The organism is Acinetobacter sp. Root1280, assembly GCF_001425285.1.
Classification (GTDB): domain Bacteria; phylum Pseudomonadota; class Gammaproteobacteria; order Pseudomonadales; family Moraxellaceae; genus Acinetobacter; species Acinetobacter guillouiae.
Map to the genome: position 1 here is coordinate 213,692 of NZ_LMED01000026.1, position 14,923 is coordinate 228,614.

A 14,923-nucleotide genomic window follows, 5' to 3' on the forward strand; every position below is an offset into this window, starting at 1 on the left:
TGTTATTTCCCTAATGGTAGTTCAAAAATAAATGTTCTTAATCTATTATCTGATTCTAACTCATTTAATAAATATAATTTGGCTTTGTGATAGGAGGCTATTTCTGAGGCAATATAAAGCCCTAACCCTTTTCCTAGTGGTCTATTAGTGAAGTAAGCTTTAAATATCTCATGAATATGCTCTGGCGCAATTCCCGGCCCATTATCTCTTACAGAAATTGTTTTTGCTTTGCTATCAATATCGATTTCTATTTTTTTCTCACGTTCCCCATCTTTAATTCCTTGATCTAACCAATGAACAGAATTGGTGATCAAATTTTCAATGATTTGAGCCACTAATCCACGTACCATTTTTACGTTTAATTCATCTTTAGGTTCAGCATCATCAACTGTGAAATATACCTTAATATTGTGTCTTTTAAATTTTGACTCGTACAACTCTATGATAGTCTTAAATTGATTTACGATATTGTATTTCTCTGGACTTTGTCGGGTTGAGGGACTATGAACATTAATACTATCAATTCTTTTTTGTGTTGCAGTAATTTGTTTTCTTAATTCATCTATAATAAGATTTACTTTTTCTTCACTATAATGAGTATATTTAAGCTCATCAAGCAATGAAGAGGTATTTCCAGTTAATCTTTTTAACTCATGACCAATAAAATCAACCATTTGACCAAGGCCTGCTAATTCTAGAATATCTGTATTTTTCTCCATAATTTCATCAATTTCTATTCTAAGTGTATTAATAAGTTCATTTTGATTTTTCATAACTAATTCGACTTCATTTAATATGCTTTGTTTTTCTAATGATAAGTTGTTTTTAATACTGCTTAGAGCTTTGTTGGCATTTATATAGGACATGTCTGCTTTATCAATAGATGCTATTAAATCAGACTTATTGATTTTCTCTTGGAGAGATTTATGTTCATTTATTCTATATTTTATATCGTCTATAATGATGTCTATCATTATGTTCTTTAATAAATTTAATTCATTATTTTCAATTAAGGTTTGTCTATTTGCTGCATCTTTTAAGTAAGGGTTAGTTAATTTAGAGATTTCTACAACACCAATAGTTTGATAACGGTTAAATGTATATCCAGTACTTTTTAAAGCTTTGCTATCCATAGCTAACCAGTCATCATTTAGACCACCTGTAAAACCTACTCTAAACCCATCACGATAAATACCAAATCCTCCAACCCAATAATCCAATTCTTTTTTCCAGTTTGGCTTATATCCAATAGTTTTCCTAAAATCATTTCGATTATACCAGTAGGCTTTAATATTTAAAGGTCCTAATTTTTTTAGTTGTTCTTTGAGCCTTTCATAGCTCTCAGATGTAGTTATGATTTTTTCTTTTTTCTCTATTTTTTGATTTGGTGAGTCAATAATCTGCTCAGCTATCTCCTGTTTTTGCTTTGTATGATCTAGTCTATGGATTACTTCTTTCAGTGTCCAGCTTCTTTGCTCTTTTGACTGAGATGATTCTTGCCATGTAATGTATCCTTTCAAGGAAAATCCATCATCTTTTACAGTTGGTGAGAACTCATAATCTGCTTCAAAATTTGCAGCACTTGTTAACCAACTTGGAATTACTTCGATTGGTATTCTTTTTCCATTTTGTAATATATCTATTGGGAAGTCTTTTGGATTACTATTAAATGGATTTTTTAAACGTTGAATATACTCTTTTACAAATTTTTTGGTTTTTAATAATGTCCATTTGCTTGTTAAATCATAAATAATAATTTGTGTGCCATTTGTGGCTTCTAACTCCGTTTCTTCTGATAAAAGTTCAATTTCGTCAAGATATAAATTAGGATCATCAAATAGATTCCAGTCAAAAAATATCTGATGGGCTGTTTTTTCTGTAATATTTTTTGATTTAACTACGGCTTTGTTCCCTAACTTCATCATTGAAAGTCGCCCTATTCCTTTTTCTCCTAAAAGTACTCTATTACCATTTTTTTCGATATTGAGTTTCGAACCAACGCCAATAGTCATAAATACATTCTCTAAATTTTTTTGAGACATACCGTGACCAGTATCAATAACCTTTATATTGAATTCTTTTTTTAATCTTAAGAGAGCCTTTCCTATATTTGATGTATTAATTTGTTCAAGCAATCGTTCAAGTCTATTCAAAAAATCTTTACAAGGCTTAGATTCATGATGATAATTTTTACTATCCTCATTTAGTGTAATCATTAACTCAGATTTTGTTATTTCATTATTGATGAATTGATTTAATGAGGTTTCGAGTAAGTCAATATCAACAGGATAATTTATTTCAATTTTTACACGTGGTGAACCTGCATCGAAAGAGTTTTTCATTAATTCATTAAGAGCCATTTCTTCTGATGTAATAAGCTCAGCTCCAAGATGTCTTAGAGTTCTTGCTGCTATCTTAAAAGTAATAGCCATAAATAATTTCCTATTATTTTATATGTGTTTAAATTTAAGCATCATATCAAATATTTTATTAGAATGTTTAATAGTCAGCCATATCACAAGTACATTTGCTAAAATAAGTACTTGTGATTTTGTCTCAACCCATCAATAAAATCAGACCACTCCTGCATCATCTTTATTCGATATTCTAAGTGTTGTGCATGATTGTAAGCCTGCGAAACAGAATTGCCAACGGTGTGGGCTAATTGAATTTCAATCGCATCATGCATATAGCCTTTCTCATGTAGGGTAGTGGAAGCAAGTCCACGAAAACCATGTCCAGTCATTTTTCCGTTATAACCCATTGTTCGAATTACACAGAGTAAGGCATTGCTACTCATCGGCTTAGCAGTACTGTGATTATAAAAAACGTACTGTTTATTCCCTGTCAGTGGACGTAATCCTTCAATCAGTTCAATTGCCTGTTGTGATAATGGAACAATATGCGGTTGAGCCATTTTCATTTTATCAGCAGGAATTCTCCATAAATGATTATCAAAATCAATCTCATTCCACTCCATCATTCTCAGTTCAGCAGTACGCACAAATGTTAAGGTCATTAACTGAATGGCAGTCTTGATCATTGGATTGCCATGATAACGATCCATACGCTCAAGAAAAGGTGGGAACTCAGAAATATCCAGCCGAGCCATATGCTTCACTTTACGAGGCTTTAGAGCTTCTTGAAGATGTGGCGTTGGATCATTCTCAATCAGCCCTTTACGGATTGCAAAACGGAAAATACGTCCAGCTAAAGGGATTGAACGCTTAGCCATTTCCTGAGCACCACGAGCCTCAATTTTTTTAGCACATGCAAGTACATCTTTACCTTTAATTTGATCAATTGGCATATGACCTAAAGCAGGGAAGAGATCTTTTTCAAATACAGACAGATCTCGTAAGTAAGTTGTTTCTTTTATGACGGCTTTACGGTCTTCCATCCATTCCATAGCAAGTGTTTTAAAAAGCGTATTTTCATCTGCTTGTAATTTTTTTTGTTTCTTCGCTTCGTTGGGACTAATTCCATCTTTCAATTTCAATCGAGCTTCATCTCTGGCACGGCGAGCTTGGGCGAGCGTTGTTTCTGGGTATGTACCAATACTGAAGATATTCTCTTTTCCATTTAAACGAAATTTCATACGCCAATGCATTCCTCCAGAAGGGGTCACCTCTAGATACATGCCTTTTTCATCAGCGTATTTAGTTTTCTTTTCTAATGGCTTTATTTTTCTGATTTGAGCATCTGTAAGCATTGTAATGTTTCCATAGAATATGGGGGTATAATTTTGGGGGTAATTTAGTATACCCCCAGTTATACCCCCAATCACATCAAGCTTGCAACAGATAAAGTAGATCGTATCAGATATAAAAAAAGCCTAAACCCTTTGGATTTAAGCTTTTAAAGACATCATAAGATATTGTAAGAATTGAAAATGGCGGTGAAAGAGGGATTCGAACCCTCGATACGCTATAAACGTATACACACTTTCCAGGCGTGCTCCTTAAGCCACTCGGACACTTCACCAAGGCGTGGGATAATAACCAAAAAAAAGATTTCTGCCAAGCAACAATTGATTTAGAGCAAAAAAAATTTCACAGTGATATGATTGCGCAAAAATAGTGTCTAAATTTTTGAAGACGAATCTATGCAAAGTACTGCAAAAAAAGCCGCGTTACCTGCGATCACACTCGCAGCATTAGGGGTGGTATTTGGAGACATCGGAACCAGTCCCTTGTACGCCCTACGCCAATGTTTTCTGACTGCACACATTGCCATCACTGAAGCGACCGTGCTTGGGATCTTGTCACTGATTTTCTGGTGCATGATGCTCACCATCAGCTTTAAATACGTCACCATTATCATGCGAGCAGATAACAATGGTGAGGGTGGTATCATGTCCTTGCTGGCGTTGAACTTACGATCTAATCGTATCGCAGATAATCGCAAAATCTATTTAATTGCCTTGGGATTTATTGGTGCATCGCTGTTTTTTGGTGATGGTATTATTACCCCAGCAATTTCAGTGCTTTCAGCCATTGAAGGGCTGAGTATTGCCACACCCATGTTTAATAAATGGCTGATGCCTTTGGCAATTGGCATTCTTACCGCACTGTTTCTGGTACAAAGACATGGTACGGGAACCATGGGCAAGTTTTTTGGTCCAATCACCTTAACTTGGTTTGCCTCTATCGGTTTAATCGGTATTCATAGTATTAGCCAAACCCCCTATGTCTTAAGCATGCTCAGTCCACATTGGGCGCTGAACTTTATTTTTCATCAACCCTTTGTGGCGTTTTTAACCATGGGTGCGGTGATTTTGACGGTTACGGGTGGTGAAGCACTCTATGCAGATATGGGGCATTTTGGACGACTGCCGATTCGTTTAGGCTGGTTTATCATTGTGCTACCTTGTTTGTTATTAAATTATGCAGGGCAAGGTGCATTATTACTACGTAATCCAAGCGCGATTGAAAACCCATTCTATTTGCTTGTACCTGAATGGGGCTTATACCCCATGATTGCCCTAGCCACTGCGGCAGCGGTAATTGCTTCACAAGCGGTGATTACAGGTGTGTTTTCAATGGCAAACCAAGCCATTCAGCTGCGCTATTTGCCAAGATTAACCGTGCATCACACTTCTGATGTGGAACAAGGTCAGATTTATTTGCCTTTTATCAACTGGATACTCTACGTCTCGATTCTTTTGTTGATTGTGATTTTCCAAAACAGTGCCAATCTTGCCAATGCTTATGGTGTAGCGGTCACCATGACCATGCTATGCGATACGATTTTGATTTCAATCTTGGCATATGGTTTTTGGCGTTGGCCAAAGTGGAAAGTGGCATTGTTCGCCATCCCATTTTTAGTGATTGATAGTATTTTTATTGGGTCAACCTCATTAAAAATCATTTCAGGCGGATGGGTTCCGATCCTGATCGGTGCAATCGTATTTACTATTCTGATGACGTGGAAAACTGGGCGAGAAATTGTCTTTAACCGTTTGGAAAAAGATGCCTTGCCGTTGGATCTGTTTATTAAAAGTGTCAGTTTGAGTGATGAAACACAGTTTGTACCTGGTCAAGCGGTATTCTTAACCGGTAATCCAAATATTGTTCCACATGCGATGTTGCACAATATCAAGCACAATAAAGTCCTGCATGAACGCAATATTATGGTGACGGTGATTACTCGTGATGTTCCGTATGTACCAGACCAAGAAAGAATTCGTGTTGAAGTGTTAGATAAGCGCTTCCAACGTGTTTTTGTTTACTATGGCTTTAAGGATCAACCTGATATTCCAAATGCACTAGAATTGGCTTATAAGCAACTCGAAGTTGAATTTGACATGATGCATATCAGTTTCTTCATCTCACGTGATCGTTTGATTCATACCGTGGGTGATGGAATGGCACCATGGCGTGAAAAACTGTTTATTTCGATGCAACGTAATACCAGTCCAGTGAGTGATTTCTATCAAATCCCGCCAAACCGTGTGGTGGAAATGGGTAGCCAGATCGAAATCTAAATTCATATCAATCAAAGGCCAGAAGTCATTCTGGCTTTTTTTTGCTCATGGGTTTTATGTCTGATGTATTACATTGATTCACTTCATCTTTAGTAAAGATTTTTTCTCTAAATCCTGAAAATACGAATTCTTATCTTCGGTATTCTTGATCCCGTAAAAGTAGATAGGCTGATACTGCACTGAGACAGTATCAAACCCTTTAGAATGCTGAGTTTGAATCGTTTTATTATTCAATTCTCCCTAGCTAATCGTGATACATCAGTATAAAACGATTTCATACGACAAACTGTGTCGCAAGGCTGTCGAACAACACTGCGCAACATGACATAATCATGAGCACAAGTGCGATAAAGCATCTGTAAGATATTTGATTTTCTAGCATTTTTTGTGAAATAAACAATAAATTGTTACATGGAATGTTGTTTAGTTAAGCACAAATCGTAGAAGCTTTACTCGGTTGAAGATCGACACAATATCTTTCAGTTTATTGACTTGTTAAGCTATTTAAATTCAAAAACTTAATTTGTATCGGTTTTGAGTGGATTGTTTATTTAACCTTGTTTAGGAAGCCTTTGTTGAAAAATTCAGTAGTTAAAATGGTGTTGGGTGTTGTTGCTACTGGAAGTTTTGCGATTGCGTTTGGCCAAGAGAAAATTTTTCAGTTACTGCCGTTTACCCAAAGTAGTACCAATAACTCTACGTGTTTAAAGCAGTTCTATCGAGAGCAACCACCTGTTTTAATCAAAGAAAGTTTAAAGAAAAACAGTTATCCCTTATGTTTTAACGGGTTTAATGTAATGTATTCGGGTGTTTCTAAAACACCGTTATGGACAGCAGAATATTTATCTCCACAGCGCTTAAGTCAAAAGATTAAACGTGAAGATAATTTCCACGAAGAGCCACGTGTAAACGCTACACATCGTGCATTATTATCGGATTATCGTGGTTCAGGCTATGACCGTGGTCATATGTCACCCAATGCCGATATGCCCAATAAGGAATCACAGTTCGACAGCTTTTCTTTGGCCAATATGGTGCCGCAAGCTGCTAAAAATAACCAACAAGTTTGGCGTGAGTTAGAAGAAGCAACTCGTGCAATTGTCACCAAGCAAAAGAAAGATGTGTATGTGGTCACTGGCCCAGTGTTTTCTGGCAAAAAACTAAAAACCATTGGAAAGGGTGTGATTGTTCCAACCGCGATCTATAAAGCGATTTACTTGCCTAAACACGGGATCATTGGTGCGTACTATGCGCCAAATAATGATTCACTTCAGGTTAAAGTGGTCAGCGTATGCTATTTAGAAGAGCAGTTGGGGATGAATTTATTTCCACAACTGACTGAAGAACAAAAGCGTAATACCTATAAATTGCCTTTGAACGCAAAGCAGGTCAAGGTCAATAAAGAAATTGAGTACTCACATTGGGATGCGGAAAGCCAATGTGCAGAAGAGGTCAGTCAGGATAAAATCACTGCACTGCAAAAGCAGTTCCAACCAAAAAGTGGTTCAACAACTACATCGGATGTGCAATTGCCAAAAGTAGACCCAGAAACCAAAGATGTCTTGGTGAAACAATTGGTTGAAGCGTTGTTGCAATATATTTTACAAATTTTGAAATAATTCAGCGCTGATGGTGCAGTATCTTTTGAGAATCTATTTATACTGTGAATAAGATCGAAAAAAATTGAGAAAATTAAAAATGTTTAAACCGTTTGAGAATGGCACCGAATCACATTCAATTCATGATTTAACCTTAGAAAATCAAACTGACTGTGTCAGTATTTATGGCAATTTACAGATCACCAAAGATCAAGCTGGCTTAAAAGCGGCTAAGCTTTTACAAAGCTATCTCAATGAAGTTGTAGCAAGTTTAGAGAAGCAAAGTGATCTACCAGAACAGCTTGCGCGTCAAAGCGAAGGCGAAATAGAGAATCCATTTCTTTAAAGACCATATTTATTTTTAAGCCATTTTTGAATTAGTTATGTTCTAATTCATTAGTTTATATGTATAAAAAAACCTGCCGCGGCAGGTTTTTTTACATTGAAAATCTATTTAGGATTGAGACTCATTACCCACAACCTTATAAATCAATGCCCCAATGATTGCACCGACAATTGGTGCCACCCAGAATAACCATAATTGACTCAATGCTGCTGTTTCAGCAAATAAAGCCACAGCAGTACTTCGAGCTGGATTGACTGAAGTATTGGTGACGGGGATACTAATTAAGTGAATCAAAGTAAGTGCTAAACCGATGGCAATCGGGGCAAAGCCAGCAGGTGCACGTTTATCTGTTGAACCGAGAATAATAATTAAGAAAAAGGCAGTTAATACGATTTCAATTAACAAGGCTGAGACTAAAGAATATTTGCCAGGGGATAAATCACCAAAGCCATTGCTGGCGAATCCGCCAGTTCCTGTGAATCCCGCCTGACCTTGTACGATTAAATACAAAACAAATGCGGCCAAAATACCACCGATGACTTGAGCAATAATATAAGGGGCTAAGTCTTTGGCATTAAAACGACCACCTACCCATAAACCCACACTGACCGCAGGGTTAAAATGCCCGCCTGAGATATGCCCTAAAGCAAAAGCGCCTGTGAGTACGGTTAAACCGAATGCTAGTGCAACACCAGCAAAACCGATGCCCAGTTCTGGAAAAGCAGCGGCAAATATTGCGCTACCACATCCTCCAAACACCAGCCAAAAGGTTCCGATAAATTCTGCGAGATATTTATTCATATTGATTCCTAAATTATTTTTTTGAACGGAATGGGGTTATATGACTATTTTTAGATAGTTGATAACCGTGGGGTGGATACAACTTTTATTTTCTGTATAAAGATAATAGTCTAAAAATATGAAAATAAAATCACAAATAAAAAATATTCATATCAATATCGGCTAATGTTCTGATTTTATTTTAAAAAATTATATTTTACAGCTATTTAATGCTAAACAAATGAGTGGTGAGAATGGTGAAACATGCTGTTTTTATCTATAAATTTAATACACAATTACTTAAATTCTCGATGCTGAAGACGCCATTGTTGCGGTGTTAAGCCGGTCCATTGTTTAAACGCACGTTGGAAAGCACTTTGTTCTGAGTAACTGAGAAGCAGGGCAATTTCATGCAAGCCTAAATGAGGATCTTGCAGATATTGAAAGGCCAATAATTGGCGGACATCCTGAACACGTTGTTGATAAGTGGTGTTCTGACTTTGTAGATGACGTTGTAACTGGCGTATCGACATGTTCAGTTGTTTGGCAATCGCTTCGATTTGATAATTGTTTTTTTGTAATCCCAATAAAATACTTTGTTGTAAGCGTTCATCTAACTGGGTGGCATTGGGTAAGCTTTCAAGTAAGGCCTGCGCTTGTTGCATCAGTAGTTTTTGTAGGGTTTGATCACTGCGTTTAAAGGAAATCGCAAGTGCGCTGATGGGGAAGATCAGCTCGACTTTTTCTTGCTGAAAGAGCACAGGACATTTAAAGAATGCTTGATACAGCATGCTGTTTTTAGGTTGAGGATGAATAAAATTAACCTGATACAGCGTTATATCATCGGATATAAATTGTCTTAAAAACTGAATCACCACGGCCATCGCAATTTCATCAGTAATTTGAGTGGTTAAATGGGTGGGTAGATTTTCCCAACGTACCGAGATGTGCTGTTCATCATAATATTCAACTTTCAGCGGGCTTCCATCATAAATCAATCGATGAAAATCATGGTAGCGGGTGAGAGCCTCTCCAAGCGTGTCACAAGATTGTGCAATATAGGCAATGATACCAATATGTTTGGGTTGTACATATTTAGAGATGTCTAGACCCAAAGCTGGGCTTTGTACTTGTGATTGAATGTCATCCAAGATTTCACGCCAAACGGTATAGTCAAAGCGTTCAACATTTTGAATCTGTTGTAGTTTGGATGAGATGTTTAGACCTTTAGCTTCACTAAAAGTATAGAGTAATTGCCCAAGCCCGCCATATATCGAGCCCGCATAGTCCTTTAATTGCATCATTTACACATCTTGTTATTGTGTGATCTACGTCAGCTGTAGTTTAAACATTATACTATTTTAATTTGTCGTAATTTGTCAATGAAAATACTTTTTGATGTCAATACCTATTTCCCAGCATGTTTTATATTCACAATAAGCAAGAGGGATTGATTATGTTAAAAGGTTTTTTAGTCGGATTGGTCGTGGCAAATGGCTTTGAATGGGTTGCGCATAACTATATTTTACATGGTCAACATCGCCCAGGGAAACCACGTTTCAGTCCAGTGCCACGCAGTATGAAATCGCATTGGGAACACCATCGTGAAGTGCGTAAACAAGATTTTCATGATGATGGCTATGTAGAAGGAATTTCAAATTGGCGAACCAAAAATGAAATCGTTTCTTTGGCGGTGGTTGCTGGTGCGGCAAGTTTGATTTTCTACCCGATTTCGAAAGGAATGGTTGCGGCATCGCTTTATAGTGCGTGTAATTATTATTATATCCATCGCCGTGCACATTTAGAGCCAGATTGGGCGATGAAGAAAATTCCTTGGCATTATGATCACCACATGAACTCGAACCAAGATGCCAATTGGTGTGTCACTAAGCCTTGGTTTGATTATCTGATGGGAACACGGGTGATTTCTTCTGCGGATCTGCAAGAGCAGAATCCTTTAGGTGTGAAATTGCCTCAGCCAATCGCAAACTGGTTATCATCCAGCATAGAAAAATATTTTCCAGCCAAATGGGTAGAGAAAAAACCGCTATTGGTTGAGGACAATACGCAAAAGCTCAATGATTCTGTGGCTTAATTTGGCTTTTTGAACGTTGTTGCTTGTTCTGATCTGTTTAAAACTGCTGTGAAATGAACTGGTTGCGTAGTGTAAAATCTATAATTTGTCGTGATTGGTCAGCATTTTCGGTATCTTTGGTCAATATTAAGCCATGTAATCAATGTATATTGATTGCACAGCATGTACCCACTGCCGTGTTTTAAGTTTTATAGGAGTCTCCAAGACTCCTTTTTTTATGCGTGGGAAAAGTAAATATATAAGATTAAATTTATAAACTCATGTGATCGCGATCATCTTGTACGATGAAGCAATAAAAAAATCCCCTGACGGGGATTGTTTAGATGGGCATAAGATGCACATCATTTTTGGATTTTTGCCTTAGGAGGCTTCGGTCATTACTCAGGCTTTAAGCCTTCCGCCATTTCCAATGATTGATCATTATCCAAAAATTTTTCACGCTGTTCTTCTAAAAACTTCTTTGCATCTGGTTCAAACACGTTTAAACGTTTTTCATTGATTAACGTGGTTTGGTGTTTTAACCATTCTTGCCAAGCTTGTTTAGACACTGTGTCAAATAACACTTGACCCTTTGGACCTGGAAAGGGTGCAAAGTCTAAACCTTCTAACTCTTTTTGATATTTACGGCAAAATACTTGTCGAGTCATATCAAAACTCCTTATGCATAAAGTTTTTCTAAACGGATATAAGCGCGTTCAATTGCAGCAGCAACCTGTGCAGGCGCAGTACCACCAATATGATTACGCGCATTGACAGATGCTTCAAGGGTTAATGCTTTTTCAAACACATCTGCTTGAATTAAATCTGAGAATTGTTGTAATTGCTCAAGGCTTAATTCAGAAAGATCTTTTGATTCTTGCACACCTAAAGCCACGGCTTTACCTACGATTTCATGTGCATCGCGGAAAGCAACGCCATTTTTTACAAGGTAATCAGCCAAGTCTGTTGCAGTAGAGAAACCACGTAAAGCCGCTTCACGCATGATTTCAATATTTGGCACAAGTGCAGGAATCATATCTGCAAAAGCCATCAATGAACCACGCACTGTATCAATCGCATCAAACAAAGGTTCTTTGTCTTCTTGGTTGTCTTTGTTATAGGCCAAAGGTTGACCCTTCATGAGGGTGAGCAGACTCATTAAGTCGCCATAGACACGGCCAGTTTTACCACGAATTAGTTCAGGAACATCTGGGTTTTTCTTTTGTGGCATGATCGATGAGCCAGTACAGAAACGGTCAGGAATATTCACAAACTTAAATTGTGCAGAAGTCCAAAGAATCATTTCTTCTGACATACGTGATAAATGCATCATGATTAAAGATGAAGCAGCATTGAACTCAATTGCAAAGTCACGGTCAGATACTGCATCTAAAGAATTTTCAGCAACGGCTTCAAAGTTTAACAATTCTGCAGTATACGCACGATCAATAGGATAGGTTGTTCCAGCAAGCGCAGCAGAACCTAAAGGCATACGGTTGACACGTTTACGGCAGTCGATTAAACGCTCAGAGTCACGCACCAACATTTCAAACCACGCCATCAAATGATGACCAAAAGTCACAGGTTGCGCAGTCTGTAAATGGGTAAAGCCTGGCATGATGGTGTCAGTATTGTTCGCTGCTAAGCCCAAGATGCCTTTTTGTAATTTTTCCAGTAAAGTCAAAATCGCATCAATTTCGTCACGTACATATAAACGGATGTCTGTGGCAACTTGGTCATTACGGCTACGACCGGTATGCAATTTTTTACCTGCAATCCCGATACGCTGAGTTAAACGAGATTCGATATTCATGTGCACATCTTCTAAATCAATGCGCCATTCAAATTGACCTGCTTCAATTTCAGCTTTAATTGTATTTAAACCATTGATAATGTCATCACGTTCTTGTTCTGTAAGGACACCAACTTTTGCTAACATAGTCGCATGTGCGATTGAGCCAGCAATATCTTGTTTATAAAAGCGTTGGTCAAATTGAACTGATGCAGTAAATTCAGCAACAAAGGCATCAGTAGCTTCAGAGAAACGACCGCCCCACATGCCTGAAGTTTGGGCTTGTGACGGATTAGAGGAATTAGAAGATGTGGTCATATCGGCTCAGTAGGAAAAAAAGCAGTAGAACTAAACGCAGTATAACAAATTCAGCCTCACTTGCCGAAGTAAAGCGCAATCATTCATCAATAAAATCTGGGCGCGGTTTTTATCAGTCTTATTTTTTTAGCAAAATGGGGCATCGCAAGTATTTATTCGAATTATTTATCTCTAGTAATGTATTGGCTTTTTTATTGGCACTTGCCGAAGCACAATCATGGGGCAATTTAAATCTTTGGCATGTTTTAGAATATATTTTATATATTAATTGGATATTATTGGCCTTTGCCGCTTTTCAGGATGTATTTGAAAAGAGGCTATCGCAATATACCTATTTATCTATTTCAATATTCAGTTTTATCCTTTTACAGGCGATTGTGCTGTGTACAACACTGGTTTTAAATATTATTCATTATTGGGGGACGCATTTTTCTTTACAAAATATTTCCATGCAAGACATTTCGCATAATCTTATTTTGCATGTCAGCTATGGGGTATTACTGGGCGCATTTTGTTTACGCTACTTGTATATCCGTGAACAAGCAGTATTGCAGCAAAACAGTGAATTGAATGCGCGTATTCAGGCCATGCAAGCACGTATTCATCCACATTTTTTATTTAATAGTTTAAATAGCGTGGTGAGTTTAATTGCGATTGATCCCGATAAAGCTGAACAAATGCTGATAGATTTATCCAAATTGTTTAGAGCCAGTTTTCAAGAATTAAAGCTCGTGACCTTAAAAGAAGAAATACAGTTATCTCAACAATATATTGCAATAGAGCAAATTCGTTTGGGAGATCGTTTAAATGTGGAATGGAATATTCAACAACCGCTGTTATTAGATCAGGTCAAAATTCCCTTATTAACCTTACAACCTTTAATTGAAAACAGTATTTTTCATGGGGTTGAGCAAAAGATTATCGATGCCAAGATCGGCATACTGGTTGAAATATTGCAAAATCAAGTCAACATAGTCATTACCAACCCATTTTTACAAGATAGAATAAAAGTACGAGAAGGGCATGGAATTGCTTTAGAAAATGTAAAACAGCGTCTAAAAGCACATTTTGGCGATTCTGTTTATTTTCGGAATTATGCAGGGAATGGATTATTTACAATGGTAATCCAATATCAGTATAAAAATAGATGATTGGGAAATTCATTAAAATAAAGACGATATATTTGGGTAAGGAGGAGCAATGGACATCCTGATTTGTGATGATGAACCGCTTGCAGTGGAACGCTTATCACGATTGGTGTCGCAACTTGGGCATCAGGTTATTGCAACAGCGCAACATGGTCAACAGGCATTGGAAATGGTTCAGCAGTTCGAGCCAGATGTGGTGTTGCTTGATATTCAAATGCCAGAAATGGATGGTTTAAGCTGTGCGCAGCATTTAGCACATTTTAATCCGACGCCAGCCATCGTATTTTGTACGGCATTTGATGAACATGCTTTGCAAGCCATTCAATCTCAAGCAAAAGGATATTTATTAAAACCAATTGCCAAGGATGATTTAGAAACGGTTTTGGAGAGTGTCACTAAACTGACTCAAGCTCAATTAACTCACCTAGAAAAAAAAGAACTCATGGAAGAAAAAGTGCAAAGACAGCAAATTGCTGCAAAAACCTATCGAGGTTTGGAGCTAATTCCTGTTGAAAATATTTACTATTTTTTAGCAGATCAAAAATATGTCACCGTGCGCCATAAAAATGGCAGCGTGCTTATTGATGAAACGCTCAAAGATTTAGAAACAGAGTTCGCAGATCGATTTATTCGTATTCATCGTAATGCTTTAATTTCTCTAGATTATTTGGATGGGTTGGAAATGGTGTCCTCCGGTCAGTATCAGGTACGATGCCGCGAGTTAGACGAGCGTTTGGCAGTCAGTCGTCGTCACTTACCGTTACTGCGCGAACGGATGCAGAATTTATAGTTTGATGGGAAGCTTAAATCATTTTGATAATTTACTTGCATTTTTACGATTGCAGAGTAAGTTTAGAGTGTTTAAAAGTTTGGCAAAGCTG

General features: G+C 37.4%; 12 protein-coding genes and 1 tRNA gene. 6 read left to right on the plus strand and 7 right to left on the minus strand.

The annotated features are described in order from the left end of the window. Positions 1-2 precede the first annotated feature (2 nt). The 3 genes from ASC84_RS18155 to ASC84_RS18165 all read right to left on the minus strand — a co-directional run bounded on the left by ASC84_RS18155 (position 3) and on the right by ASC84_RS18165 (position 3,984). Positions 3-2,432 carry a sensor histidine kinase gene (locus tag ASC84_RS18155; protein WP_056517295.1) on the minus strand — a complete coding sequence of 810 codons (2,430 nt, stop codon included), beginning with the start codon at positions 2,430-2,432 and terminating at the stop codon, positions 3-5. 98 nt (positions 2,433-2,530) lie between these two features. Then, a complete protein-coding gene (locus tag ASC84_RS18160; protein WP_056517298.1) occupies positions 2,531-3,712 on the minus strand; it encodes an integrase arm-type DNA-binding domain-containing protein in 1,182 nt (393 codons plus the stop codon). A 181-nt stretch (positions 3,713-3,893) separates the two neighbouring features. After that, positions 3,894-3,984: transfer RNA gene (locus tag ASC84_RS18165), tRNA-Ser, on the minus strand. 121 nt (positions 3,985-4,105) lie between these two features. On the opposite strand from ASC84_RS18165, the gene ASC84_RS18170 reads away from it, so the two are divergent. The 3 genes from ASC84_RS18170 to ASC84_RS18180 all read left to right on the plus strand — a co-directional run bounded on the left by ASC84_RS18170 (position 4,106) and on the right by ASC84_RS18180 (position 7,930). Next, positions 4,106-5,986 (plus strand): potassium transporter Kup, encoded by a 1,881-nt coding sequence (locus ASC84_RS18170; RefSeq protein WP_004718533.1) that lies wholly within the window; start codon positions 4,106-4,108, stop codon positions 5,984-5,986. A 596-nt stretch (positions 5,987-6,582) separates the two neighbouring features. Then, entirely contained in the window at positions 6,583-7,605 is a 1,023-nt protein-coding gene (locus ASC84_RS18175; protein WP_227515175.1) for a DNA/RNA non-specific endonuclease, read from the plus strand. Between the two features lie 79 nt (positions 7,606-7,684). Beyond that, on the plus strand, positions 7,685-7,930 hold the full coding sequence (locus ASC84_RS18180) for a hypothetical protein (protein ID WP_004818484.1): 246 nt from the start codon (positions 7,685-7,687) through the stop codon (positions 7,928-7,930). Between the two features lie 108 nt (positions 7,931-8,038). Here the strand turns inward: ASC84_RS18180 and aqpZ are convergent, their stop codons facing one another. Both aqpZ and ASC84_RS18190 read right to left on the minus strand, forming a co-directional pair. After that, positions 8,039-8,731: an aquaporin Z gene (gene aqpZ / locus ASC84_RS18185; RefSeq protein ID WP_056517304.1), complete on the minus strand. Its 693-nt coding sequence runs from the start codon at positions 8,729-8,731 to the stop codon at positions 8,039-8,041. A 275-nt stretch (positions 8,732-9,006) separates the two neighbouring features. Continuing rightward, a complete protein-coding gene (locus ASC84_RS18190) occupies positions 9,007-10,014 on the minus strand; it encodes an AraC family transcriptional regulator (RefSeq protein WP_056517317.1) in 1,008 nt (335 codons plus the stop codon). A gap of 152 nt (positions 10,015-10,166) precedes the next feature. Here ASC84_RS18190 and ASC84_RS18195 point away from each other — a divergent pair, with 152 nt between their 5' ends. Beyond that, a complete protein-coding gene (locus ASC84_RS18195; protein ID WP_034618016.1) occupies positions 10,167-10,805 on the plus strand; it encodes a sterol desaturase family protein in 639 nt (212 codons plus the stop codon). 377 nt (positions 10,806-11,182) lie between these two features. On the opposite strand, the gene ASC84_RS18200 is transcribed toward ASC84_RS18195, so the two are convergent. After that, positions 11,183-11,452, minus strand: a complete 270-nt coding sequence (locus tag ASC84_RS18200; protein WP_004818487.1) for an oxidative damage protection protein — start codon at positions 11,450-11,452, stop codon at positions 11,183-11,185. An 11-nt stretch (positions 11,453-11,463) separates the two neighbouring features. After that, positions 11,464-12,894, minus strand: a complete 1,431-nt coding sequence (argH, locus tag ASC84_RS18205; RefSeq protein ID WP_171252556.1) for an argininosuccinate lyase — start codon at positions 12,892-12,894, stop codon at positions 11,464-11,466. 134 nt (positions 12,895-13,028) lie between these two features. On the opposite strand from argH, the gene ASC84_RS18210 reads away from it, so the two are divergent. After that, a complete protein-coding gene (locus tag ASC84_RS18210; RefSeq protein WP_004718518.1) occupies positions 13,029-14,045 on the plus strand; it encodes a sensor histidine kinase in 1,017 nt (338 codons plus the stop codon). Between the two features lie 49 nt (positions 14,046-14,094). Beyond that, on the plus strand, positions 14,095-14,832 hold the full coding sequence (locus ASC84_RS18215; RefSeq protein WP_004818489.1) for a LytTR family DNA-binding domain-containing protein: 738 nt from the start codon (positions 14,095-14,097) through the stop codon (positions 14,830-14,832). Positions 14,833-14,923: the final 91 nt, after the last annotated feature.

Coding starts and splice junctions, on each gene's coding strand:
- ASC84_RS18180 (WP_004818484.1), top strand. CDS start 7,685: ATGTTTAAACCGTTTGAGAATGGCACCGAATCACATTCAATTCATGAT.
- aqpZ (WP_056517304.1), bottom strand. CDS start 8,731: ATGAATAAATATCTCGCAGAATTTATCGGAACCTTTTGGCTGGTGTTT.
- ASC84_RS18155 (WP_056517295.1), bottom strand. CDS start 2,432: ATGGCTATTACTTTTAAGATAGCAGCAAGAACTCTAAGACATCTTGGA.
- ASC84_RS18160 (WP_056517298.1), bottom strand. CDS start 3,712: ATGCTTACAGATGCTCAAATCAGAAAAATAAAGCCATTAGAAAAGAAA.
- ASC84_RS18190 (WP_056517317.1), bottom strand. CDS start 10,014: ATGATGCAATTAAAGGACTATGCGGGCTCGATATATGGCGGGCTTGGG.
- ASC84_RS18200 (WP_004818487.1), bottom strand. CDS start 11,452: ATGACTCGACAAGTATTTTGCCGTAAATATCAAAAAGAGTTAGAAGGT.
- ASC84_RS18175 (WP_227515175.1), top strand. CDS start 6,583: ATGGTGTTGGGTGTTGTTGCTACTGGAAGTTTTGCGATTGCGTTTGGC.
- argH (WP_171252556.1), bottom strand. CDS start 12,894: ATGACCACATCTTCTAATTCCTCTAATCCGTCACAAGCCCAAACTTCA.
- ASC84_RS18210 (WP_004718518.1), top strand. CDS start 13,029: ATGGGGCATCGCAAGTATTTATTCGAATTATTTATCTCTAGTAATGTA.
- ASC84_RS18195 (WP_034618016.1), top strand. CDS start 10,167: ATGTTAAAAGGTTTTTTAGTCGGATTGGTCGTGGCAAATGGCTTTGAA.
- ASC84_RS18215 (WP_004818489.1), top strand. CDS start 14,095: ATGGACATCCTGATTTGTGATGATGAACCGCTTGCAGTGGAACGCTTA.
- ASC84_RS18170 (WP_004718533.1), top strand. CDS start 4,106: ATGCAAAGTACTGCAAAAAAAGCCGCGTTACCTGCGATCACACTCGCA.